Source organism: Pseudonocardia thermophila, assembly GCF_900142365.1.
GTDB lineage: Bacteria > Actinomycetota > Actinomycetes > Mycobacteriales > Pseudonocardiaceae > Pseudonocardia > Pseudonocardia thermophila.
On the sequence record NZ_FRAP01000012.1, the window covers coordinates 74,783 to 98,662 of the forward strand.

Sequence of the window (23,880 nt, forward strand, 5' to 3'; positions counted from 1 at the left end):
CTGTGAGTGGTGGAGACGAGGGGAATCGAACCCCTGACCCCCGCCTTGCAAAGGCGGTGCTCTGCCAATTGAGCTACGTCCCCGTTCCCCGCTGCGGATCCGGGGACCCGCTCGGCGGGAGCCAACCGGGTCAGCTGTTCGTGGCCTCCTGCCAGAGGTCAGCCTCGTTGCGCCCGGAGCGAACCTTGTTGAACACGACCGCGCCGACGGCCAGCGCGACGAGTGCGATGAGGACCTTCTTCATGACGTCACTGTCCTGTCGTCAACGGGTCTGGGAGTGGGCCTAGCTGGACTTGAACCAGCGACCTCATCATTATCAGTGATGCGCTCTAACCGACTGAGCTATAGGCCCCTGCGACGACGTCGAGAGTACCGCAGGCCTCTGGAGGCCTGTGCACCGGGCTCCCCCTACGCCGTCGACCTGGTCAGTCGCGCTCGGACAGCGTGACCTCGATGCCGCCGACCAGGTCGGCGGACACGTTGTAGACGAACGCGCTGATCGTCATCGCGACCGCGAACAGCAGGCTGTTGATCGCGCCGACCACCGCCGCGAACCCGAAGACCCGGCCCGCGCTGATCAGCTGGTTGCCCGTGGGTGCGTTGTCGGTGACGAGGTTCGCGTAGGTGCCGTTCAGCTGGTCCCACACGCCCATGCCGTCCAGCACGCCGTAGAGCACGCCGACGGCGACCAGCCAGATGAAGAACAGCACGACGGCGAGCACCAGCGCGAGCTTGAGCACCGACCACGGATCGAGCCGCTTGAGCTGCAACGCGGCCTGGCGCGGCGCCCGGGCGCGGGTGGCCCGCACGGCCTGCCAGCCGCCCGTCGCCGAGGCCGGCGACGAGGACGAGGAGGTCGGGCGGGTCGGCTCCTCGGAACCGCTCGGCTGCGCAGGCTGCGGCGCCTCCATGACGACCGTGGGGCCGTCGCCGAACAGCGCCCCGACCGCGGAGGGCTGCTGCTGCTGGGGGTGCGGCTGCTGGCCGTCGTGCTCCTGGCCGGGGACCCGGTGCCACGGCGGCGGAGCGGCCGCCTCCGGGCCGGGGCCGGGGACCGGTCCGGGAGCCGGACGCGGACCCGGCGCCGGACGCGGTGCGGTCACGTTCACCGCAGCCGGCTTCTGCGCGACGACCGTCGGCGGCTCGGCCGGGCCCGTCGGCTTCTCCCCGGGTCTGCTCGCCGCCGCAGGCTTGCTCGTCGACACGGTCGCGCCCGCCGCGGTGACGACTCGGGTCGGCTCGTCGCCCGTGCTCTCGGCCGCCGAGCCCGACGCGGCGGCCGGCTTCTCCGCAGCCTCCGTAGGGACCTGATCGGTGGTCTCCTCGTCCGGCTTCTTCACCGACCGAGTCTTCGCCGACGACGAGGAGGCCGACCCCGTGGGCGTGGTGACCACGGTGGTCGGCTCCGCCGTGTCCTCCGCAGCGTCCTTCGCGCTGCCCTTCGCAGCGCCGGACTTCCCTGCGTCAGCCTCCTCGGCGTCCTTCGCGCCGGCGGCGGCCGCGGCCCCCGACTCCGCGTCCGGCTTCGCCGAGTCCGCGGACGTCTCGCCCGTGGCCGGCTTCGCCGTGACGGTGGGCTCGTCAGCACCCACCGTCGGTGACCCACTGCCCGGTGCGCCGTTCGGCGTGACGGCCGCCTCGTCGGCGGACGCGGTCTTCGTCGACCCGGCCGCCTTCGCGCCCGTGCCCGCCCCGTTGCCGGCGGCCGCCCCGTTGCCCTCGCCACCTGCGGCGCCGCCGGTGGCCACCGTCCCCCGGCCCTCGGGCTCCTCCGGCGTGCTCGTGTTGTCACTCACGTACCGAGAGTCTCCTCTGTGCTCGGTGCTGCGGTCGACCGGGGCGGCCGCGTGTCGGGACGGCCGTCGGTGTCAGGCCTTGTCGGCGCTGCCGTTGTCGCCGTTGCCGTTCCCGCTGCCGTTGACGTCGTCCTCGTCCTCGGCGTTGCGGGCGATGGCGACGAGGGTGGCGGAGTCGCCCAGGTTCATCAGGCGCACCCCCTTCGTCTGCCGGCCGGCCTTGCGGACCTCGCGGACGGTCGTGCGGATCACCCCACCGGTCGACGTGATCGCGTACAGCTCGTCGTCGATGCCGACCACGAGCGCACCGACCAGCGTGCCACGCCGGCGGTCGTACTGGATGGTGAGCACGCCCTTGCCGCCGCGGCCCTGGACCGGGTAGTCCTCGATCGGGGTGCGCTTGGCGTACCCGCCGTCGGTGGCGACCAGGACGTACGTGTCGGGCCGCACGACGTCGATCGACAGCAGGCGGTCGCCCTCGTTGAACCGCATCCCCAGCACGCCGGAGGTGGCGCGGCCCATCGGGCGCAGCGTCTCGTCGCTCGCGGTGAAGCGGATCGACTGGCCCTCGGCGGAGACGAGGATCAGGTCGTCCTCGGCCGAGCAGAGCACGGCGCCGACCAGCTCGTCGCCCTCGCGCAGGTTGATGCCGATCAGACCACCGGTGCGCGGCGAGTCGAAGTCGGACAGGCGCGACTTCTTCACCAGACCACTCTTCGTCGCGAGGACGAGGTACGGCGCCACCTCGTAGTTCTTGATCTGCATGACCTGGGCGATGTGCTCGTCCGGTTGCAGGGCGAGCAGGTTCGCCACGTGCTGGCCACGCGCGGACCGGTTGGCCTCGGGCAGCTCGTAGGCCTTGAGCCGGTAGACGCGGCCCTTGTTCGTGAAGAACAGGATCCAGTCGTGCGTGGAGCACACGAAGAAGTGGGCGACGATGTCGTCCTGCTTCAGCTGTGCACCCTGCACGCCCTTGCCGCCGCGCTTCTGCGCCCGGTAGGCGTCGGTCTTCGTGCGCTTGGCGTACCCGGTCTGGGTGATCGTGACGACGACGTCCTCGACCGCGATCAGGTCCTCAGCGGTGACGTCGCCGTCGTCGGCCACGATGTGGGTGCGCCGGTCGTCGCCGTGCTTCTCGACGATCTCGGTGAGCTCGTCGCGGACGATCTGCCGCTGCCGCTCGGGGCGGGCGAGGATGTCCTCCAGGTCGGCGATCTCGCGCTCGATCTCGGCCAGCTCGTCGATGATCTTCTGGCGCTCCAGCGCGGCGAGGCGCCGCAGCTGCATATCGAGGATAGCCTGCGCCTGGATCTCGTCGACGTCGAGCAGCTCCATCAGGCCGGCGCGCGCGACCTCGACCGTCTCCGACGCCCGGATCAGCGCGATGACCTCGTCGAGCGCGTCGAGCGCCTTGACGTAGCCGCGCAGGATGTGGGCCCGCTCCTCGGCCTTGCGCAGCCGGTAGCGGGTGCGCCGGACGATGACCTCGATCTGGTGGCGGATGTAGTGGCGCACCATCTGGTCGAGGCGCAGCGTGCGCGGCACGCCGTCGACCAGCGCCAGCATGTTCACGCCGAACGCGGTCTGCAGCTGGCTGTGCTTGTACAGGTTGTTCAGGACGACCTTGGCCACCGCGTCGCGCTTGAGCGTGATCACGATCCGCATGCCGACGCGGTCCGACGACTCGTCGGCGATCTCGGCGATGCCGGAGAGCTTCCCCTCGCGGTGCTGGGTCGCGATGGACTCGATCAGGTTGTCCGGGTTGACCTGGTAGGGCAGCTCGGTGATGACGAGGGTGGTGCGCCCCTTGGCGTCCTCCTCGACCTCGACGACCGCGCGCATCTTCACCGATCCGCGCCCGGTGCGGTAGGCCTGCTCGATGCCGTCGCGACCGACGATGAGCCCGGCGGTGGGGAAGTCCGGGCCCTTGATGCGCTCCATGAGCGCGGTGAGCAGCTCCTCGTCGGTGGCTTCCCAGTTGTCCAGCGCCCAGACGATCCCCTCGCCGACCTCGCGGAGGTTGTGCGGCGGGATGTTGGTGGCCATGCCGACGGCGATGCCCGCGCTGCCGTTGATGAGCAGGTTCGGGATGCGGGAGGGCAGGACGTCGGGCTCTTGGGTCTTGCCGTCGTAGTTCGGGGTGAAGTCGACGGTGTCTTCTTCGATGTCCTGCAGCATCGCCATGGCGAGCGGAGTGAGCCGGCACTCCGTGTAGCGCATGGCCGCTGCCGGGTCGTTGCCCCGCGAGCCGAAGTTGCCCTGGCCGTCGATCAGCGGGTAGCGCATCGACCACGGCTGGGCGAGCCGGACGAGCGCGTCGTAGATCGCGGAGTCGCCGTGCGGGTGGTAGTTGCCCATCACCTCGCCGACGACGCGGGCGCACTTCACGTAGCTGCGGTCCGGGCGGAACCCGTTCTCGCCCATCGAGTACAGGATCCGGCGGTGCACGGGCTTGAGCCCGTCCTCCACCAGGGGCAGCGCCCGACCGACGATGACGCTCATCGCGTAGTCGATGTAGGAGCGCTGCATCTCCTGCTGGATGTCGACCGGCTCCGTCCGGTCGCCACCGCCGCCGCTGCCCCCGGCGGGAGCCGCAGGGTCGAGGATGTCTGTCACGTCAGTCCTTCCACGAGGTCACCCGAGGTCCGAGTCCGATGGGGCACTCAGACGTCGAGGAACCTGACGTCCTTGGCGTTGCGGGTGATGAACGAGCGGCGCGAGTCCACGTCCTCGCCCATGAGGATCGAGAACAGCTCGTCGGCGGTGGCGGCGTCGTCCAGCGTGACCTGCAGGAGCACCCGGTTGGCCGGGTCCATCGTGGTCTCCCACAGCTCCTTGGCGTTCATCTCGCCGAGGCCCTTGTACCGCTGCACGCCCTCTTCCTTGGGCAGCTTCTTGCCGGCGGCCTTGCCGGCCTCGATCAGCCCGTCGCGCTCGCGGTCGGAGTAGGCGAACTCCGGCTCGACGCCCCGGCCGGCCCACTTGATCTTGTAGAGCGGTGGCTGCGCGAGGTACACGTGCCCGTGCTCGATCAGCGGGCGCATGAACCGGAACAGCAGCGTGAGCAGCAGCGTGCGGATGTGCTGGCCGTCGACGTCGGCGTCGGCCATCAGCACGACCTTGTGGTACTTGAGCTTGGTGATGTCGAACTCGTCGTGGATACCCGTGCCGAGCGCCGTGATGATCGACTGAACCTCGGCGTTGCGCAGCACGCGGTCGATCCGGGCCTTCTCGACGTTGATGATCTTGCCGCGGATGGGCAGGATCGCCTGGAACATCGAGTCACGGCCGGACTTCGCCGAGCCGCCCGCCGAGTCACCCTCGACGATGTAGAGCTCGCACTTCGACGGGTCGGTGGAGCGGCAGTCGGCCAGCTTGCCGGGCAGGCCACCGATGTCGCCGGGCGCCTTGCGGCGCACCAGTTCGCGCGCCTTGCGGGCGGCGATCCGCGCCTGCGCCGACTGGATCGCCTTGTTGACGATGATCTTCGCCTCGGTCGGGTTGCGCTCGAGCCAGTCGGCCAGCCACTCGTTCGACACCCGCTGGACGAACGACTTGACCTCGGTGTTGCCCAGCTTGGTCTTCGTCTGGCCTTCGAACTGGGGCTCCTTGAGCTTCACCGAGACGATCGCCGCGAGGCCCTCACGGATGTCGTCGCCCGACAGCGCCGGGTCCTTGTCCTTGAGCAGCTTCTTCTCCCGCGCGTAGCGGTTGACCGTGCTGGTCAGCGCCGCGCGGAAGCCCTCCTCGTGGGTGCCGCCCTCGTGCGTGTTGATCGTGTTGGCGAAGGTGTAGACCGACTCCGTGTAGCCGGAGTTCCACTGCATCGCCACCTCGAGGCTGTGGCCCGGCTCCTCGGCGGAGTAGGCGATCAGCTTCTTGTGGATCGGCTCCTTCGACTTGTTCAGGTGCGCGACGAAGTCCTCGAGCCCGTTCGGGTAGTGGAACTTGTACTCCTTGACCTTCGCCACGTAGCCCTCGGCGTCCGGCTCCTCCGCCTCGCCGTCGTCGCCGTTGCGCTCGTCGCGCAGGATCATGGTCAGCCCCTTGTTCAGGAACGCCATCTCCTGCAGCCGGCGCCGCACCGTCTCGACGTTGTACGTGGTGGTCTCGAAGATCTCCGGGTCGGCCCAGAACGTGATCGACGTGCCCGTGCGGGTGGTCGGCTCGCCGCGCTTGAGCTCGCCGGGCACCGCGCGCACGTACGTCTGCTCCCAGTGGTAGCCGTCGGTGTCGATCTCGACCTCGAGCCGGGTGGACAGCGCGTTCACGACCGACACGCCGACGCCGTGCAGACCGCCCGACACCGCGTAGGAGTCGCTGTCGAACTTGCCGCCGGCGTGCAGCATCGTCAGCACCATCTCGACGGCGGGCTTCTTCTCCACCGGGTGGATGCCGACCGGGATGCCCCGACCGTTGTCGATGACCTGGACACCGCCGTCGTTGCGCAGGACGACCTCGACGCGATCGGCGAACCCGGCCATCGCCTCGTCGACCGCGTTGTCCACCACCTCCCAGATCAGGTGGTGGAGACCGCGCTCACCGGTGGAGCCGATGTACATGCCGGGCCGCTTGCGAACCGCTTCCAGGCCCTCGAGAACGGTGATCGACGAAGCGTTGTAGCCGTTCTTCTTGTCCGCCACGTGCTGCCTTGTCTCCTCGAGGTGATGACCCCGGGCACGGGCAACCGGGGTCGCCGAGGCGGGGTCGGTCGAACCGGGCCTTCGGGGACGGCCCGGGAAACACACCTCCATCATACCGGTGCGAACGGGCAGAACGGCGGCTAGGACACCCCTGTGTGGCTCACAGAACGACGAACTCGGTCTCGGTCGAGTCCTGGCGGCCGGGAACCGGTCTCACGCGGATCTGCCGCATCTGAGCGCCCGCTGAAACGGCCTGCACGGCCGGTCGAGGCCTGGGGCAGGGTCTCCCCACGCAACCGGCACCTGCACCGCCTTGCGACCGAACGTAGCGGCTCGTGGGCGGAACGCGCCCCGCTCATTACCCGTACGTGTCACGCGGGCCGCGGCCGCGCACGGAGCGTGGCCCGTACCGCCAGCTCGGACCGGCGGGCCCCAAGACCCGGATCCGCTTGACCACGTCGGGACCGACCGCGTCGGCGAGCCGGCGCAGCAGCTGGCGCTGCAGCTGGCGCAGCTGAGTCGCCCACGCCGTCGACTCGGCCTGCAGGACCAGCTCCCCCTCCCGCAGCGAGACCGGCGTGCAGTGGTCGGCGATGTCCGGACCGACGAGCTGGGGCCAGCGGCCCAGCACGGTGGCGTCGGTCAACCGCGACGACCAGCCCCGGTCGCGTGCCACCCGGGCCACCAACGCGCCGAACCGCTGCGGATCGCGCTCGTCCGGGCCGGCGCCCGACCAGCGGCGCCGCTGCCCGCGATCCCCGCGCACGATCCCCAGGCGCTCCTTCTCCCGCTGCGCGGCGCGCGCGGCCGAGGCCTCCCGGGCAGCCCGCAGCGCCTCGCGGGCGATGTCGACACCCCGAGGGGGAACCGGATCATCGCCGAGCGGTTCTTCCCCAGGGCTGTGGACAACTGGGGCCGTGCGGGGGATGCCGGACGGTCGATCCGCCGCGCCGGGCGGTCGAAGACCGCCGCTATCACCGTTCCCCGACGAGTTGTCCACAGTATCCACAGACTTATCCCCAGCTGCTTGCGTCGTCATGTGACCAACGGCTCGATGCCGTCGTGCGAGACCGCGAACCGTACTCCGCTCAGCCCAGCCGGCACGTCCTCCTCGACCGCGGCGGTGACGATCACCTGCTCGGCCGCCGCGGCGACCTCCGCCAACGCCCGGCGCCGGCGCGTGTCGAGCTCGGCGAACACGTCGTCGAGCACGAGCACCGGCTCCACGTCGTCGTCCTGCAGCAGCCGGTACGACGCCAGCCGCAGCGCGAGCGCGAGCGCCCACGACTCGCCGTGGCTGGCGTAGCCCTTGGCCGGCCCCTCGCCCAGGCGCAGCTCCAGCTCGTCGCGGTGCGGCCCGACGAGGCACACCCCGCGCTCGATCTCCTGGCGGCGCACCCGGGCCATCGCCTCCAGCAGGGCTTGCTCCAGTTCGGGCACCGTGCGCGGCACGTCCGGGCCGATGCTGCACCGGTAGGCCACGGAGATCGCCTCCGACGACGGCGCCACCTCGGCGAACGCCGCCGCTGCCCGCGGCGCGATCTCGTCCACCAAGTCCATCCGCGCCGCCAGCAGCGCCGCGCCGTGCGCGGCGAGGTGGCCGTCCCACACATCCAGCGTGGACAGATCCGATCGGCCGGCCTTCGCGGTCTTCAGCAACGCCGAGCGCTGGCGCAGCACCCGCTCGTAGTCGGAGCGGACCGTCGTGAACCGCGGTACGCGCGCCACCAGCAGGTCGTCGAGGAATCGGCGGCGCTCCCCCGGATCGCCGCGCACCAGCGCCAGGTCCTCCGGCGCGAACAGCACCGTGCGCAGGATCCCGGCCACGTCCCGCGGTCTGGCGGGTGCCCGGTTGAGCCGGGCCCGGTTGGCCCGTCCGGCCGCGATCTCCACCTCGATCGCCAGTTCGCGGCCGCGGTGCACGACGATGCCGCGGACCACCGCGTGCTCGGCGCCGCGGCGGATCAGCGGCGCGTCGGTCGCCACCCGGTGCGACGACAGCGTGGCCAGGTACCCGGCCGCCTCGACGAGGTTGGTCTTGCCCACCCCGTTGGAGCCGATCAGCACCGTCACCCCGGGCGCGAGGTCGAGCTCCGCCTTCTCCCACGACCGGAAGTCGGCGACGGCGAGGCGACGCAGGTGCACCGGTTACGGGGTGGGCCCCGAGGGACCCGCGGTCTGGCCGGGCGCGCCGGACGGGCCGGCGGCGAACCGGACGGCGTGCCCGCCGAACTGGTGGCGCAGCGCGGCCACCGCGCGCATCGCGGGCGAGGACTCCTGGCGGGAGGCGAACCGGGCGAACAGCGCCGCCGAGATGACCGGGAGCGGCACGGCGTGCGTGATCGCCTCCTCGATCGTCCAGCGGCCCTCACCGGAGTCCTCGACGTAGGCCTCGAGCTTGGCCAGCTCCGGGTCCTCGGCCAGCGCCCGGACCAGCAGGTCGAGCAACCACGAACGCACGACCGTGCCGCGCGACCACGCCCGCAGCACCGCCGGCACGTTCTCCACGAGCTCGGCGGCCTGCAGCAGCTCGTAGCCCTCCGCGTAGGCCTGCATCAGCCCGTACTCGACGCCGTTGTGGACCATCTTCGCGAAGTGGCCGGCGCCGACCGGGCCGGCGTGGGCGAAGCCTTCCTCGCGCGGACCCTCAGGGCGCAGCGCGTCGAAGATCGGCATCGCGCGCTCGATGTCCTCGGGCGCGCCGCCGGCCATCAGGCCGTAGCCGTTCTCCTTGCCCCAGACGCCGCCGGACACCCCGCAGTCGACGAAGTGGATCCCGCGCTCGCCGAGCAGGGCAGCGTGCGGACCGTCGTCGGTGTAGCGGGAGTTGCCGCCGTCGATGACCAGGTCACCGGGCTCCAGCACCTCCGCCAGCGCCTTGATCGTGTTCCGGGTGATCTCCCCGGACGGCACCATCACCCACACCGTGCGGGGCGGGGTGAGGGCGGCGGCCAGCGCCTCCAGCGAGTCGACGTCGGTGACCTCCGGCCGCGGGTCGTAACCGATGACCTCGTGCCCGGCGGCACGGATCCGGTCCCGCATGTTGCCGCCCATCTTGCCCAGACCGATCAGGCCGAGTTGCACGGTGCACTCCTGGAGTCAGTCGTGTGTCGGGAACGTGCGAGGGGCCGCCGGGCGGCGTCGGCTCGCTCAGCCGGGCAGCCGGACGGGCATCAGGAGGTGAAGGTAACCCGGCACGGGCTCGGCCGCACCGGACCCCTCCCCGTCCTCGGCGGGCGCCGCCGGCACCGGCCGGACCAGCGCCGGCCGGTTGGGCGTCGTGAAGGTCATCTGCGCCCGCTCGGTGTGCAGCGCGCCGAACGCGTCGAGGAGGTAGCCGGGGTTGAACGCGATCGTCAGCTGCTCGCCCTCCAGCTCGCAGGGCAGCTCCTCCTCTGCGCTGCCGACGTCGTCACCGCCCGCCGCGAGCCGCAGCCCGTCCTCGCTGAACTCCATGCGGACCTGCGCCACCCGGTCGGTCACCAGCGCGACGCGCTTGACCGCCTCGACGAGCGCAGCGACCTCGACGACCGCGGCGGTCGTGTGCTCGGTCGGGATCAGCCGGCGGAACGCGGGGAACTCCGCGTCGAGCAGCCGCGTGGTCGCCCGCCGTCCGCCGCCGGTGATGCCGAGCATGCCGTCGCCCGCCGACAGGGCGATCTCGACCGTGCCCGCGCCGGAGAGCGTCTTGGTCACCTCGGACAGGGTGCGTGCCGGGATCAGCACGGCGCTCTCCAGCGCCGGATCCTCCGGCGTCCACTCGAGCTCGCGCACGGCGAGCCGGAACCGGTCGGTGGCGGCGAGGGTCAGCTTCGCGCCCTCGATCTCCATGCGGATGCCGGTCAGCATCGGCAGCGTGTCGTCGCGGCCGGCCGCGACCACCACCTGACCGACCGCCTCGGCGAGCAGGTCGGCGTGCGCCGTGCCGGCGATCTGCGGCATGGCCGGCAGCTGCGGGTAGTCCTCGACCGGCATCGTCGGCAGGCTGAACCGGCTCGATCCGCAGCTGATCGTCGCGCGGGCACCGTCCACGACGAGATCGACCGGCTTCGAGGGCAGTGCCCGCGTGATGTCGGCGAGCAGCCGCCCCGAGACGAGCACCCGGCCGGGGTCGCCGACCGTCCCGTCGAGCTCGACCCGTGCCGACGTCTCGTAGTCGAACCCGGACACCATCAGCCGATCACCGGCCGCTCCGGTGGTCGCCTCGACCAGCACACCACCGAGGACCGGGACCGGGGGCCGGGCGGGCAGGCTGCGCGCCACCCACGCAGCGGCGTCGGCCAAGACATCGCGTTCGACCCGGAACTTCATGGCGGGGAGCACCTCTCGCGCCGGCGGTTTCTGCTCATGGTGGGCCGAAGGACAGCTGCCCCCGGCGTGCCGCGGCTCCGCCCGGCTGTCGCAGCGGACGGCCGGGGCGAGACCGGAGCACCACCGTAGAGGCTGCCGGGTTCGGGTGTCACTTCGGCCAGGAGCGGGTAATCGCTGCGTGGTCGTCCGGACACGCAGGCGGACACCGCCGCCCGGACGCGTCTTCCCCACCGCGGTTTCTTCTCTGTTTCGCTGTGGAAAAGATCTCCAGCAGTCGTACCAGCCCCTGTGCATGGTGTGGACGGAGGCCGTCGGCGCAGGTCGGACGGTGTGGCGGCGTGTGGACTCCGCCGCGGACACCGCCGTGGGTGGATCGTCGCAGCCGTGGATGGACGGCGATCCACCACAGCTGTCCCCCGGCTGGACACCGGTTGTCCACGGAATCGCGGCGATCCGTCCACGGGGCTCGACGCGACTGTCCACAGAGTTGTCCCCAGATGTGGGTGAAACGGCGGCCTCGTGGGGACACGTGGTGTTGCCCAGATCGCACCGGAGTGGCGGTCGCGCCGTCGGGGGACAACCCACATCCGCACCATTCGTCACGGGTTTCGCGACGCTCTGTGATCGGCTGATCAACGCGCCGCGCCGAACGCTCGCCGGCGATGCGACGAACGGTCTCGGTTGGACGCCGAACGGTTCGTGAACCGTCGGCTGGGCGCGCTGAGCCGTCGTAACCGACCGGCGGGCCGATCGTTGGGGTGCGGCCGGACGGGTGGGTGGTGAATCGACGAGCGGCCGAGGACGGAGCTGAGGACCGCCGAGCCCGGGGTGCGGAGTCGCCGGGTCCGAGGTTGTGGATCGACCGGCGCGGTGCAGAGAGCGCCGGACGGCGGGGAGCGCCGCGGGTCGCTCCGGCCGCGAGTCGCGCGTCCGGCCCGCCGAGAAGGCGCGTTCGAGCCGAGTCGCGCACGTGGTGCAGTGAATCTCGCGAACGCCCCCGTCGAGATGTCCGAACGGTGCAGGAGGTGCTGGCGAGGATGGCGGAAGGCGGCCCTACCGCCACGCCGTGGCAGCAGAGAGCGTTCCTGCAGACGTGACGTGATCCACGGTGCCCGGACCTCGTACGGACTGCCCCACCGCCACTGACCGAGGACTACCGGAAGGTGACCACAGCGCTCGCGCGCGTCGTCGACTCGCGCGAGTCGCGATCCGGTGACGAAGGAGCCGGGCGCGATCAACGAGGAAGGAACCGGGAGGCGGACTCGTGTGCGGTGAGTGCGGGAGGACCGGAGCGGGCCGTCCTCTCCTTATCGACTACTCAGCAGCACTCGGCAGCACTGACTACTCAGCCCCCACCCCGCGCCCGCTGCCGGATCCGCGTGGTCAGCTCCTGCACCTGCTCGAACGTCTTGCGCCGCTGCGCGATCTCGTTGCGGATCTTCTTGTCCGCGTGCATGACCGTCGTGTGGTCACGACCACCGAACGTCTGCCCGATCCGCGGCAGCGACAGGTCCGTCAGCTCGCGGCACAGGTACATGGCGATCTGCCGCGCCTGGGCGAGCGCCTTCGTCTTCCCCGGGCCGCACATCTCCTCGATGGTGATGCCGAAGAAGTCGGCGGTGACCGCCATGATCGTCGGCGCGGTGATCTCCGAGTTGGCCGAGTCGGGGATGAGGTCGCGCAGCACGATCTCGGCGAGCTGCGTGTCGACCGGCTGCCGGTTCAGCGACGCGAACGCCGTGACCCGGATCAGCGCGCCCTCGAGCTCGCGGATGTTGCGCTCGATGCGCGTCGCGATGAACTCCAGCACCTCGTCGGAGACGGCGAGCCGGTCCTGCGCGGCCTTCTTGCGCAGGATCGCGATGCGGGTCTCCAGCTCGGGCGGCTGGATGTCGGTGATGAGGCCCCACTCGAACCGGGTGCGCATCCGGTCCTCGAGGGTCTCCAGGCGCTTCGGCGGCCGGTCGGACGAGACGACGATCTGCTTGTTCGCGTTGTGGAGGGTGTTGAAGGTGTGGAAGAACTCCTCCTGGGTCCCTTCCTTGCCCTCCAGGAACTGGATGTCGTCCACCAGCAGCACGTCGACGTCGCGGTAGCGGCGCTGGAAGGCCACCTTGCGGTCGTCGCGCAGCGAGTTGATGAAGTCGTTGGTGAACTCCTCGGTGGACACGTACCGGACCCGCATACCGGGGAACAGCCGCTGCGTGTAGTGGCCGACGGCGTGCAGCAGGTGGGTCTTGCCCAGCCCGGAGTCACCCCAGATGAACAGCGGGTTGTACGCGCGCGCCGGTGCCTCGGCGACCGCGACGGCGGCGGCGTGGCTGAACCGGTTCGACGCCCCGATGACGAAGGTGTCGAACGTGTACTTCTCGTTGAGCCGGCTCTGCGACCGCGGCGCGTCGGCGGGGGTCGGGCCGGCGGGCGGCCACACCTCGCGGTGCACCCGTCCGGGGGCGGGGTCGACCGGACGCCCGACGCCGGCGGCCGGGGCGATCGGGTCCCCGCCGGGCAGCGGACCACCCGGCGGCGGCAGGTCCGGCGCCGTGGCCGGGGCGGCGTGGGGGGAGGCCAAGAGGGCGGTGTCGGTGGCCGGCTGACCGGCTGCGGGCCCCGCGGCGGGGCGCTCCACTGCCGGCGGCGCGGGCGGATCGGGGAGCTCGGTGCCGCCGGAGGCCGCGGAGGCGTCGACGACGACGGCGAGGTTCACCGGCACGCCGAGGTGGCGGCCGAGGGCCTCGCTGATCGGGCGGCGCAGGATGCGCTCGATCGCGTCCTTGGCGAAGTCGCTCGGGGCTGCGAGCAGCGCGGTGCCGTCGATGAGGCCGAGCGGACGGGTCAGCCGGAGGAAGGCCCGCTGTTGGCCCGAGAGGGACGACGAGCCCGAGAGGTCGGCGATGACCTGGTTCCAGACCTCACCGAGATCTCCCGGTTGATCCGCCACCGGCCGGCACCCCCTCCCGGTCGTCACCTGTGGACCGGCCGCCGCAGTGCGCCGATCGATCCCCAGTTTTGTCCACAGCTGTGCGCAAGCAAGACCGTACGCGGCCCGCTCGACGAGGCGTCGTGCGGCCCTGTGTGAACGAGCTAGGTTGTCGGTCCCCCCTGTAACCGCGATGGAGTGGCGCACGCTAACAACGGAGGGCCTCCGCCACAAGCCGGAGGGGTACGCCCGTGACAACGGTGCGGGGCGGGCCCGGGTTACGGCGGTTCGGGCCGCGGCCGGGGACCGGGTCGTCGCCGGTCCGAGGTGCTGCGTTACCCTTGTGCGAAGCCGTGTCCGGGCTGACCGCCCACCCCCGACACCGGATGAGCAGGACCGTCCGAGCCGACGCACGACGATGACGGCGACGGCCCGTGCCCGCCGCCGACCAGGAGAGCCGAGAAGTGAGCAAGGGTAAGCGCACCTTCCAGCCGAACAACCGCCGCCGCGCGCGCAAGCACGGGTTCCGGCTGCGCATGCGGACCCGCGCGGGCCGGGCGATCATCGCCAACCGGCGCAGCAAGGGCCGCGTGCGGCTCTCGGCCTGATCCGGGGCCCGGTGCTGCCGGCCGCATCCCGGCTCACGCACCGGGACGACTTCACCGCGGTCATGAAGCGCGGTCGCAGCAGTGGCCGCTCACGACTCGTGGTCCATCTGCTCCGAGCCGGCCAGGGGGAACGCCCCCGGGCCGGCTTCGTCGTGAGCAAGGCCGTGGGGAACGCCGTGGTCCGGCACCGGGTCACCCGCAGGCTCCGCCACCTGGTGGCGGACCGGCTGCCCGAGCTCCCCGCCGACACGATGCTGGTGGTGCGGGCGCTTCCCCCGGCGGCGCAGGCGAGCTCGGCCGAGCTCGGCGCCGACCTGGACGCCGCGCTGCGCAGCGCGCTCCGCAAGGCTGGTGCGTCCCGATGAGGAGCCTCGTCCACCGGACCAGCGGTGCCGTCGTCACGGCGCTGGTGTTCCTGCTGCGGATCTACCAGGTGCACGTCTCGCCGGCGTTCCCGCCGACGTGCCGGTTCTACCCGAGCTGCAGCCAGTACGCGGTGGAGGCGCTGCAGATCCACGGCGTCCTCCGCGGTGTCGGACTGACCACCTGGCGCCTCCTGCGCTGCCACCCGTGGCACCCTGGAGGGGCCGATCCGGTGCCGCCGCGCCGCGGTGACCGGACGTCTCCCGTCGCCGCCCTCACCTGCGTCGACGCCGAGGACCATCACGAGGAGCAAGCTCCGTGCTGAACTTCATCTACTACCCGGTGTCCTTCATCCTCTGGTGCTGGCACTGGGTCTTCAGCAAGGTCTTCGGTGACGAGGGCCTCGGCGGCGGCATCGCCTGGTCGCTGTCGGTCGTCTTCCTCGTCTTCACCCTGCGCGCACTCCTGTTCAAGCCGTTCGTCGCCCAGGTGCGATCGATGCGCAAGATGCAGGAGTTCCAGCCGGAGATGCAGCGCATCCGGAAGAAGTACGCCAACGACCGGCAGAAGCAGGCGCAGGAGATGCAGCGCCTGCAGGCCGAGCACGGCGTCAACCCGCTCATGGGCTGCCTTCCGGTGCTGGTGCAGGTCCCGGTCTTCATCGGCCTGTTCCACGTGCTGCGCACGTTCGGCCCGGTCAACGCCGACGGCGTCCCGGTCAACGACGACGGCTCGATCCGCACCGAGAACTACTTCTTCGACCAGGAGGGCGTCGAGTCCTTCAACCGCGCCAGCCTCTTCGGTGCGAAGCTCGGCGAGTGGGTCACCAAGGGCGAGGCTGCGCTCAACGCGGCCGGTACCTCGGTCGGCCAGATGCTGGTCGTCATGATCCCGTTGATGATCGCGGCGGGTGTGTTCACGCACATCACCGCGCGGCACTCGGTCGCCCGCCAGACCGCGGCGCAGGCCGAGAACCCGCAGACGGCGATCATGAACAAGCTGATGTTGTACGTCTTCCCGATCGGCGTCGTCGTCGGTGCCCCGTTCCTGCCGTTGGCAATCCTCATCTACTGGGTCGCGAACAACCTGTGGACGCTCGGCCAGCAGTGGGTCGTCTACCGCAAGATCGACCGCGAGGAGGCGGAGAAGCGCAACGCCATCGAGGCGACCCAGAAGGCGCTCGCTCCGAAGCCCGGCCAGAAGCCCGTCCGCCCCGATCAGCAGCGCTCCGAGAACCGGGACAAGAAGCCCGGTGCGAAGCCCGTCACCCGCAAGCCGGCCACTCCGAAGGGCCCCGCGGGAGGTTCTCCGAACGGCAAGGCAGGCAGCACCGGTCAGGCGTCGGGCGCGTCGAGCCCGAACGGCTCCGCCACGACGTCGGCGAACCGGAACGCCCCCGCCCGCAGCGGGAACCGCAAACAGCGCAGACGTCGCTGACCCACGAACCACTCGGCCGTCCGCGGACGGCCGCCGCGCCGACGTCCGGCTCCCCGGCGGCGGCGCGCAGGCTAGGCGAGAGGAGACGTACGTGGCGAAGACCGCACAGCAGGGTGGAGGGTCTGCTGCCTCGACCAACGAGGATCTGCTGGTCCGCGAGGGGGACGTCGCGGGCGACTACCTCGAGCGCCTGCTCGACCTCCTCGACTACGACGGCGACATCGACCTCGACGTGGAGGCCGGCCGGGCAGTCGTCAGCATCGACGGCGGAGACGATCTGGACAAGCTCGTGGGCGAGCGGGGCGCGGTGCTGGAGGCCCTGCAGGAGCTGACCCGGCTGGCCGTGCAGCAGACGCTGGGCAGCCGCAGCCGGCTGATGCTCGACATCGCGGGCTGGCGAGCCCACCGCCGCGCGGAGCTGACCGAGCTCGGTACCCGGACCGCCAAGGAGGTGCTCGCCACGGGGAAGTCGGTGCGGCTCAAGCCGATGACTCCGTTCGAGCGGAAGGTCGTCCACGACGCGGTGGCGAAGATCAAGGGCGTCGCCAGCGAGAGCGAGGGCGAGGAGCCGCGGCGCCAGGTGGTTGTCTTCCGCAGTGCCTGAACCGGCCCCCGCGAGCGCAGCGAAGGTCTTCGGCGAGCGGCTCCCGCTCGCCGAGCGGTACGCGGAGCACCTGGTCACCACCGGGGTCGAACGCGGCCTCATCGGCCCGCGGGAAGCCCCGCGCATCTGGGAGCGCCACATCCTCAACTGCGCGGTCGTCGCGGAGCTGATACCTGACGCCGCTCGGCTGGTGGATGTGGGTTCGGGTGCGGGCCTGCCCGGACTACCCTTGGCACTGGCGCGGCCGGACCTCGGCATCGTCCTCGTGGAGCCCCTGTCCCGTCGGGTCGAGTGGCTGCGCGAGGTGATCGACGACCTGGGCCTGCCCGTCGAGGTGGAGCGAGGCCGGGCTGAGGAACCGGCAGTGCGCCGGCGATGGGAGGGAGCCGACGTGGTGACCGCCCGGGCTGTGGCGCCCCTGCACCGGCTGGCCCGATGGTGTCTCCCGCTCCTGCGTCCCGGAGGCGTCATGGTCGCCGTCAAGGGTGAGTCCGCACCGGAGGAGGCTCGGCGCGACGCCGCGGCCGTCGCGCGCCTGGGCGGCGGCACACCCCGCGTGCAGCGGTGTGGCGGCGACATCGTCGATCCGCCCAGCACGGTGATCGTCGTCGAGCGTGTACCTCGGCGGAGGAAAGGGTGAGCGTGTCGTTCAACGTGTCCGACGTTCCACGTGAAACACCCGCGTCCGCACCGGAATGGACGCCCATCGCGGAGGAGGCCGCGCGCGCGGCCCGGGTGCTGCACCCGGAGCGCTACCGCATGCCGCGCCCGCTGCACCGGCGAGTCCTGACGGTCGCCAACCAGAAGGGCGGAGTCGGCAAGACCACCAGCACCGTCAACATCGCCGCCGCGCTGGCCATGCACGGCGTGCGCACGCTCGTCATCGATCTCGATCCCCAGGGCAACGCGAGCACTGCACTCGGCGTGGAGCACCGCATCGGCACCCCGTCGGTGTACGAGCTGCTGCTGGGTGAGATGGACCTGCGCGAGGCCGCGGTACCGAGCACCGCCTCGCCGCAGCTGCTCTGCGTCCCGGCGACGATCGACCTGGCTGGCGCCGAGATCGAGCTCGTCAGCATGGTGGCCCGGGAGAACCGGCTGAAGCAGGCCCTCTCCCCCGAGGCGCTCACGGAGCTCGACGTCGACTACGTCTTCATCGACTGTCCGCCGTCGCTCGGTCTGCTCACGGTCAACGCGCTCGTGGCGGCGTCCGAGGTGCTGATCCCGATCCAGTGCGAGTACTACGCCCTCGAGGGGCTCGGCCAGCTGCTGAGCAACATCGATCTGGTGCGCTCGCACCTCAACACGTCGCTGCACGTCTCGACGATCCTGCTGACGATGTACGACGGGCGCACCAAGCTCGCCGACCAGGTCACCCAGGAGGTCCGCGGACACTTCGGCGACACGGTTCTGCGGACAGTTATCCCGCGGAGCGTGAAGGTGTCAGAGGCGCCCGGGTACAGCCAGACGGTGCTCGCGTACGACCCCGGATCCCGCGGCGCGATGAGCTACGTGGACGCCGCGCGCGAGATCGCGGAGCGCGGCGCGGGCCGGGTGGAGGCGCCGTGAGCGACCGTCCGGCCTCGCCGCAGCGCAAGGGCGGGCTGGGCCGCGGGCTCGCCGCGCTGATCCCGACCGGCACTGCCGCGGGCGCGTTCTCCGCCCCGGCGGACGCCGGACGCCCACCCGCCGGCCCGCAGCTGTCCTCGGGTGGCGCCGTTCCCCCAGCACCTGCCCCGGCCTCGACGGCGCCGGCATCGACCAACGGCGAGATGGCTGCCGAGTTCCGGGAGATCCCCATCTCGGCCGTCCAGCCCAACCCGAAGCAGCCGCGCACGAACTTCGACGAGGAGGCGCTCGCCGAGCTCGAGCACTCCATCCGCGAGTTCGGGTTACTGCAGCCGATCGTCGTCCGCGAGGTCGCTCCCGGCTCTTACCAACTCGTGATGGGCGAGCGGCGGCTGCGGGCCGCGCGCCGCGCCGGGCTCGCCACGCTGCCCGCGATCGTCCGGCACACCGCCGACGACGAGATGCTGCGCGACGCGCTGCTGGAGAACATCCACCGGGTCCAGCTGAACCCGCTCGACGAGGCCGCGGCGTACGAGCAGTTGCTCGAGGAGTTCGGCGTCACGCACACCGAGCTCGCCGACCGGCTCGGCCGTAGCCGCCCCGTCGTCACCAACACGATCCGCCTGCTGAAGCTCCCGCTCGCGGTGCAGCGCCGGGTCGCGGCCGGTGTGCTGTCCGCGGGCCACGCCCGAGCGCTGCTCGGCATCGACGACCCGGCGCAGCAGGAGGAGCTCGCCGCTCGGATCGTCGCCGAGGGCATGTCGGTCCGGGCCACCGAGGAGGCGGTCGTCCTCCTCCGCAACCAGTCGCCGAAGAAGCAGAAGGCGCCCCGGCGGAAGCAGATGCTCGCGCCCGGGCTGCAGGACCTCGCGGAGAAGCTGTCCGATCGCTTCGACACCCGTGTGAAGGTCGAGCTCGGTCAGCGCAAGGGACGCATCGTCGTCGAGTTCGGTTCCGTCGACGATCTCCAGCGCATCGTGGACATCATGAGCCGCGGCGCGGACGAGTGAGCACGCCGGACTAGCCGACAGTTATCGACAGCACCCGGAAACCGATCACAGCGGGGTCGGTCCGTTCGCCGGCAGCCCCACCTGGTTTCGTCGCTCACGCTGTTTCACGTGAAACACGGGCGATGGTCCACTCGACCAACCCCGCGTAGACCGCGCCGAGCTCCCGCCCCGCGGCGCGGGCGGCGAGCGGCAGCAGCGACGTGTCAGTGAGGCCGGGTGACACGTTCACCTCCAGCACCTGGACCGCTCCGTACTCGTCGACGACCGCATCCATGCGCGAGACGTCGCGCAGCCCGAGCAGCCGGTGAGCGGCGACCGCCGTCTCAGCGAGGCGATCGAGCACGTCGGCGTCGAGCCGCGCTGGGCAGTGGAACGTCGTGGCGCCCGGGGTGTAGCGGGCGGTGTAGTCGTAGATGCCGCCCGTCGGGCGGATCTCGACGGGCGGCAGCGCGACCGGTGTCCCGTTCTCCTCGACGACCGACACGGCCACCTCCGTGCCCTCGACGAACCGCTCGGCGAGGACCGTGTCGGAGTAGGCGAGGCAGCTGACCATGGCCGACGGAAGTTCCGCGATGTCGGTGACGACCTGCGCACCGAGCGCCGAGCCGCCCTGATCGGGTTTGATCATCATGGGCAGGCTGAGCTTGTTCACCATCGCCTCCAGGACGGCCTGCGCCCCGAGTGCGCGGAACGTCGTGTGCGGGAGCGCGACCCAGTCCGGCGTCAGGATGCCCGCTTCGGCCATCGCCGCCTTCGCCGTCGGCTTGTCCCACACGCGGCGGCAGGCGTGCGCGGGCGTGCCGACGAACGGGACGTCGAGGAGTTCGAGGACGGCCTGGATCGACCCGTTCTCCCCTTCTCCCCCGTGCAGCGCCACGATCGCGGCATCGGGCTTCTCCGTCCGCAGTCGGGCGACGAGGCTCGCGTCGACGTCCCACTCGACCACGTCGATCCCGACGCTGCGCAGCGCCTGAGCGAGCCGCCGCCCGGAGCGCATGGACACCTCCCGCTCGTGCGAGAGTCCGCCGGCCAGCACCGCTACCGTCCTGTCGATCACTGCCGCATTCTCCCCGCTGCGGCCGTGCCCAGCCGGGTCGGGGTCGGCGGTTTCACGTGAAACACGGCCACGTCCACGGCGCAGAACGGAACACCGCCTGCGGTTCGTCGCAGGCGGTGTTCCACGTGAAACCGTGATCTACGGTGCCGCTCTACGGGGTGTGCGGCGACGGCGCCTGCGGGCCTGGGCGCAGGGCGGGCCGTGCCGACGAGCCGAACGTGCGCACCACGTCCAGCTCCGCCTCCAGCACGCGGGCGAGCCGGCGGACGCCCTCGGTGATGCGCTCCGGTGGTGGGTAGCAGTACGAGAGACGCAGCTGCCGGCTGCCGAGCCCGTCCGCGTAGAAGCCGGTGCCCGACGCGTAGGCGACGCGGGCGGTGACGGCGCGCGGGAGCATCGCCTTCGTGTCGACGCCCTCCGGCACGGTGAGCCAGACGTAGAAGCCGCCGTCGGGCACGTTCCAGCTGCAGCCCTCCGGGAGGTAGGTCTCCAGTGCCGCGAGCATCGCGTCGCGGCGCTCGCGGTAGGCCTCGGTGAAGGTCTTGATCTGCGCGCGCCAGTCGTGCCCGGCGAGGTAGCGCGAGACGAGCATCTGGTTGAACGACGGCGGGCAGAGCGTGGCGGACTCAGCGGCGAGCACCAGCCGGTCGCGCACCGCGGGGGGGACGAGCGCCCAGCCGACGCGCAGCCCGGAGGCGAACGTCTTCGAGAACGAGCCGAGGTAGATCACGTCGCGGTCCATCGACCGCAGCGCCGGGTAGCGGACACCGCTGAAGCCGAGCAGACCGTAGGGGTTGTCCTCGACGACGGCGACGCCGTGCGACGCGCAGATCTCGAGCACCTCCGCTCGGCGCTCGACGGACAGCGTGACGCCGGCGGGATTGTGGAAGTTCGGGATCGTGTAGAGGAACTTCGGCACGATGTCTTCGGCAGCGAGCGTGCGCAGCGTGTGGCGCAGGACGTCCGGGATCAGCCCGTGCTCGTCCATCGCCACGTGCACGACGCGGGCCTGGTACGCGGCGAAGCTCCCGAGGGCGCCCACATAGGACGGTCCCTCGGCGAGCACGACGTCGCCGGGGTCGCACATGATCCGCGTGACCAGATCGAGGGCCATCTGCGACCCGACGGTGACGACGACGTCGTCCGGATCCGCGCGGATCCCCTCCTCCGCCATCACCTCGCAGATCTGCTCGCGCAGCAGCGGGATGCCCTGCGCCGAACCGTACTGCAGCGCGGTCTGCCCCTCACGCGCGACGAGGTCGGCGACCTCGGCGGAGAGGGCATCGAGCGGCAGCGCGGCCAGGTTCGGCATGCCGCCGGCCAGCGACACCACCTCGGGTCGGCTCGCCACCGCGAACAGCGCCCGGATCTCCGACGCGGTCATCCCCGCCGTGCGTGCTGCGAACCGCTCTGCTGCCGGGACGTCGGTCTTGTGATCGTGCTGGACGGCCGGCGGGCGCGGTTCGGACACGCTGTCTCCCGGTTGACTGGGGGCGGACGATCAACCCCGAGTGTAACCGGGACGGGCGAACCTCCTACCCTTCGTCGTCGCTGAGACACCGGTCGCAGCAGATGGGGTGTCAATCCGGCCTTCTTCGATCTATCGTCGAAGGTCCTGGTGCGGAGAGTGCCGCGCTGGTTCGGGGTTCTGCGTGGGGTTCGCCGCCGGAGGTTGATGTTGTCCTGGCACATGGCTGCACTCACGCTGGACAATCTGGATGATCTGCCCAAAAGGTGTCGCCGCTGCGTCTTCTGGGAGCTCTCGGAGAACCTCGGCGCGCACGCGGCCGACTTCGGTTCCACCGAGCTCGAGAAGGAGGCGTGGGTCTCCGAGGTCCTGCTCGAGTGGGGCTCCTGCGGCCGGGTCGTCTACATGGACGGCGCACCGGCCGGATACGTGATCTACGCGCCGCCGTCCGCGGTGCCGCGCGCTGCTGAGATGCCGACCGGCCCGGTGAGCGCCGACGCCGTACTGCTCACCACGATGCAGGTGATGCCCGAGTTCGCCGGTGAGGGCCTGGGACGGCTGCTGGCGCAGGCGGTGGTGAAGGACCTCACCCGCCGCGGTGTGAGGGCGATCGAGGTGTTCGGCGAGCAGCAGCCCACAGAGCCGGGCTGCCTCGTGCCGGCCGAGTTCCTCCGGCGGGTCGGGTTCAAGACGATCCGCCCTCACCCGCGCTGGCCGCGGCTGCGCATGGAGCTGCGCTCCGGCCTCACGTGGAAGGAGGACGTGGAGGCCGCGCTGGAGCAGCTGCTGGGCACCATCACGATCCCCATGCAGTCCTCGCCGGTCACCGGCGTCCCGAGCCGGGCAGGGGTGCGCTCTGCGAGCCGCTGCGGGACGGCTCAGGGATCGGCGCGGGAAGCGGCTCAGACGGCCTGTGCGCGGTCGCGCTCCATCTCGTAGGCGAGCACGTCGGCGTAGGTGAAGGTGCCCGTCGGCTGGTCGTTCTGGCCGAGCAGGTACAGCCGCTTCACAGCGACGAGGATGCCCTCGGCCACGACGTCGCGGAACGCCGGGTCGAGCAGCTTGCGCCGGTCGCCGATGTGGGTCAGGTAGCCGATCTCGACCCGCACGGTCGGCATGCGCGTCAGCCGCAGCAGGTCCCACGTGCGGCCCTGCACGCGGCAGTCGAGCATGCCGGTGCGGGCGAGCAGCTCGCGGTGGATCAGCCCGGCGAGCGCCTCCCCGACCGTCGACGTGGCGCCGGAGCCGTTGCCGAAGTGGAACGTGGCCAGCCCCTGCGCGTGCAGCGACGGGTTGGCGTCCGTGTGCAGCGACAGGACGAGGTCGGCGTTGGCGTTGTTGGCCAGCGCGGCCCGCTCCGGCTCCGACGGGCAGGTGTGCTCCTGCCGGGAGAGCATCGCGTCCATGCCGGTGGCGGCCATCCGCCCGACCAGCCGCCGCGCCAGGTCCCACATGAGGTCTGCCTCGGCGACCCCGGCGACCACGACCCCGCGGTCGGGACCGCCGTGGCCCGGGTCGACGACGATGCGCTTACCGCGCAGCCGCGGCCCGGACTGGCGCAGCTGCTCCTCCTCGCGCAGCAGCCGCGGCCGGCCGCCGGTCACCTTGCGGCCGAGCTGGCGCAGCGACCGGAGGGTGGCCGGTCCGCACAGGCCGTCGGGCACGAGGCCGTACTCGCGCTGGAACCGGCGCAGTGCGCGCTCGGTCTGCTCGTCGAACACTCCGGCGGGGCGGCCCGGGTCGTAGCCGAGCTCCAGCAGCCGCTCCTGAAGCGCGACGACGTCGTCGCCGGTCATCGGCGAGGAGATCATCAGGCCGAGCATGCGGTCGCCGAGCTTCCACCCGGCGTCGCGCAGCGCGCGGTACGTGGCGGGCCCGACGATGCCGTCGCAGATGAGGCCGCGCTGCTGCTGGAACGCCCGGACCGCACGCTCCAGCTCCTCGTCGAAGAACGACTCGTCGGGTGCCGGGGCAGGGTCGAGGAGTCCCAGATCGCGCAGTCTCGAACGGATGTCGAGGACTGCGGGACCGCTGTCACCGTAGCGCAGCTGCATGCACCCCTCGCTCGTCGTCCGGTCGTCGTGCTCGGCTGCT

General features: G+C 71.3%; 20 protein-coding genes, 2 tRNA genes and 1 pseudogene. 9 read left to right on the forward strand and 14 right to left on the reverse strand.

Annotation, left to right across the window (positions count from 1 at the left end; all coding sequences use genetic code 11):
- Positions 1 to 7: 7 nt before the first annotated feature.
- The 11 genes from BUE41_RS16335 to dnaA form a co-directional block, all read right to left on the reverse strand.
- Positions 8 to 83 (reverse strand) — tRNA-Ala (locus tag BUE41_RS16335).
- A gap of 47 nt (positions 84 to 130) precedes the next feature.
- Positions 131 to 244, reverse strand: a complete 114-nt coding sequence (locus BUE41_RS31955) for a DLW-39 family protein (protein WP_234997302.1) — start codon at positions 242 to 244, stop codon at positions 131 to 133.
- A 34-nt stretch (positions 245 to 278) separates the two neighbouring features.
- Positions 279 to 352: transfer RNA gene (locus BUE41_RS16340), tRNA-Ile, on the reverse strand.
- Positions 353 to 425: 73 nt separating this feature from the next.
- Positions 426 to 1,796: a DUF3566 domain-containing protein gene (locus BUE41_RS32685; RefSeq protein WP_327194771.1), complete on the reverse strand. Its 1,371-nt coding sequence runs from the start codon at positions 1,794 to 1,796 to the stop codon at positions 426 to 428.
- Positions 1,797 to 1,868: 72 nt separating this feature from the next.
- Complete coding sequence (gene gyrA, locus BUE41_RS16350; protein WP_073457978.1) at positions 1,869 to 4,412, reverse strand: DNA gyrase subunit A; 2,544 nt, start codon at positions 4,410 to 4,412, stop codon at positions 1,869 to 1,871.
- Positions 4,413 to 4,459: 47 nt separating this feature from the next.
- A complete protein-coding gene (gene gyrB / locus BUE41_RS16355; protein WP_073457979.1) occupies positions 4,460 to 6,439 on the reverse strand; it encodes a DNA topoisomerase (ATP-hydrolyzing) subunit B in 1,980 nt (659 codons plus the stop codon).
- Between the two features lie 358 nt (positions 6,440 to 6,797).
- A complete protein-coding gene (locus BUE41_RS16360) occupies positions 6,798 to 7,205 on the reverse strand; it encodes a DciA family protein (protein WP_234997303.1) in 408 nt (135 codons plus the stop codon).
- 269 nt (positions 7,206 to 7,474) lie between these two features.
- On the reverse strand, positions 7,475 to 8,584 hold the full coding sequence (recF, locus tag BUE41_RS16365) for a DNA replication/repair protein RecF (RefSeq protein ID WP_073457980.1): 1,110 nt from the start codon (positions 8,582 to 8,584) through the stop codon (positions 7,475 to 7,477).
- 3 nt (positions 8,585 to 8,587) lie between these two features.
- Complete coding sequence (gnd, locus tag BUE41_RS16370) at positions 8,588 to 9,523, reverse strand: phosphogluconate dehydrogenase (NAD(+)-dependent, decarboxylating) (RefSeq protein ID WP_073457981.1); 936 nt, start codon at positions 9,521 to 9,523, stop codon at positions 8,588 to 8,590.
- A 66-nt stretch (positions 9,524 to 9,589) separates the two neighbouring features.
- Positions 9,590 to 10,750, reverse strand: coding sequence for a DNA polymerase III subunit beta (dnaN, locus tag BUE41_RS16375; RefSeq protein WP_073457982.1), 1,161 nt, complete (start codon positions 10,748 to 10,750; stop codon positions 9,590 to 9,592).
- 1,345 nt (positions 10,751 to 12,095) lie between these two features.
- Positions 12,096 to 13,691 (reverse strand): chromosomal replication initiator protein DnaA, encoded by a 1,596-nt coding sequence (gene dnaA, locus BUE41_RS16380; RefSeq protein WP_073457983.1) that lies wholly within the window; start codon positions 13,689 to 13,691, stop codon positions 12,096 to 12,098.
- Between the two features lie 443 nt (positions 13,692 to 14,134).
- Between dnaA and rpmH the strand changes: the two genes are divergently transcribed.
- The 8 genes from rpmH to BUE41_RS16420 all read left to right on the forward strand — a co-directional run bounded on the left by rpmH (position 14,135) and on the right by BUE41_RS16420 (position 19,261).
- Positions 14,135 to 14,278: a 50S ribosomal protein L34 gene (gene rpmH, locus BUE41_RS16385; RefSeq protein ID WP_073458082.1), complete on the forward strand. Its 144-nt coding sequence runs from the start codon at positions 14,135 to 14,137 to the stop codon at positions 14,276 to 14,278.
- 11 nt (positions 14,279 to 14,289) lie between these two features.
- Positions 14,290 to 14,643 carry a ribonuclease P protein component gene (gene rnpA, locus BUE41_RS16390; protein ID WP_073457984.1) on the forward strand — a complete coding sequence of 118 codons (354 nt, stop codon included), beginning with the start codon at positions 14,290 to 14,292 and terminating at the stop codon, positions 14,641 to 14,643.
- Positions 14,640 to 14,966, forward strand: a complete 327-nt coding sequence (gene yidD, locus BUE41_RS16395; protein ID WP_073457985.1) for a membrane protein insertion efficiency factor YidD — start codon at positions 14,640 to 14,642, stop codon at positions 14,964 to 14,966. The genes rnpA and yidD overlap by 4 nt, the downstream gene beginning before the upstream one ends.
- The gene (gene yidC / locus BUE41_RS16400) at positions 14,960 to 16,078 is read left to right on the forward strand and encodes a membrane protein insertase YidC (protein WP_073457986.1); all 1,119 of its coding nucleotides are present in this window, start codon (positions 14,960 to 14,962) and stop codon (positions 16,076 to 16,078) included. Before yidD ends, yidC begins: the two co-directional genes overlap by 7 nt.
- Positions 16,079 to 16,169: 91 nt before the next feature.
- The gene (locus BUE41_RS16405) at positions 16,170 to 16,682 is read left to right on the forward strand and encodes a Jag family protein (RefSeq protein ID WP_073457987.1); all 513 of its coding nucleotides are present in this window, start codon (positions 16,170 to 16,172) and stop codon (positions 16,680 to 16,682) included.
- A complete protein-coding gene (gene rsmG, locus BUE41_RS16410; RefSeq protein WP_143172192.1) occupies positions 16,675 to 17,322 on the forward strand; it encodes a 16S rRNA (guanine(527)-N(7))-methyltransferase RsmG in 648 nt (215 codons plus the stop codon). The genes BUE41_RS16405 and rsmG overlap by 8 nt, the downstream gene beginning before the upstream one ends.
- Positions 17,319 to 18,251, forward strand: coding sequence for a ParA family protein (locus BUE41_RS16415; RefSeq protein WP_407691670.1), 933 nt, complete (start codon positions 17,319 to 17,321; stop codon positions 18,249 to 18,251). The genes rsmG and BUE41_RS16415 overlap by 4 nt, the downstream gene beginning before the upstream one ends.
- The gene (locus tag BUE41_RS16420; protein ID WP_073457989.1) at positions 18,248 to 19,261 is read left to right on the forward strand and encodes a ParB/RepB/Spo0J family partition protein; all 1,014 of its coding nucleotides are present in this window, start codon (positions 18,248 to 18,250) and stop codon (positions 19,259 to 19,261) included. Before BUE41_RS16415 ends, BUE41_RS16420 begins: the two co-directional genes overlap by 4 nt.
- A 94-nt stretch (positions 19,262 to 19,355) precedes the next feature.
- On the opposite strand, the gene BUE41_RS16425 is transcribed toward BUE41_RS16420, so the two are convergent.
- Both BUE41_RS16425 and BUE41_RS16430 read right to left on the reverse strand, forming a co-directional pair.
- A complete protein-coding gene (locus tag BUE41_RS16425) occupies positions 19,356 to 20,318 on the reverse strand; it encodes a D-alanine--D-alanine ligase family protein (RefSeq protein WP_073457990.1) in 963 nt (320 codons plus the stop codon).
- Between the two features lie 151 nt (positions 20,319 to 20,469).
- Positions 20,470 to 21,789 (reverse strand): aminotransferase-like domain-containing protein, encoded by a 1,320-nt coding sequence (locus tag BUE41_RS16430; RefSeq protein ID WP_073457991.1) that lies wholly within the window; start codon positions 21,787 to 21,789, stop codon positions 20,470 to 20,472.
- 207 nt (positions 21,790 to 21,996) lie between these two features.
- Here BUE41_RS16430 and BUE41_RS16435 point away from each other — a divergent pair.
- A pseudogene (locus BUE41_RS16435) lies at positions 21,997 to 22,590 on the forward strand (GNAT family N-acetyltransferase); the annotation flags it as partial.
- A 98-nt stretch (positions 22,591 to 22,688) separates the two neighbouring features.
- Here the strand turns inward: BUE41_RS16435 and BUE41_RS16440 are convergent.
- On the reverse strand, positions 22,689 to 23,840 hold the full coding sequence (locus BUE41_RS16440) for an N-acetylmuramoyl-L-alanine amidase (protein WP_073457992.1): 1,152 nt from the start codon (positions 23,838 to 23,840) through the stop codon (positions 22,689 to 22,691).
- Positions 23,841 to 23,880: the final 40 nt, after the last annotated feature.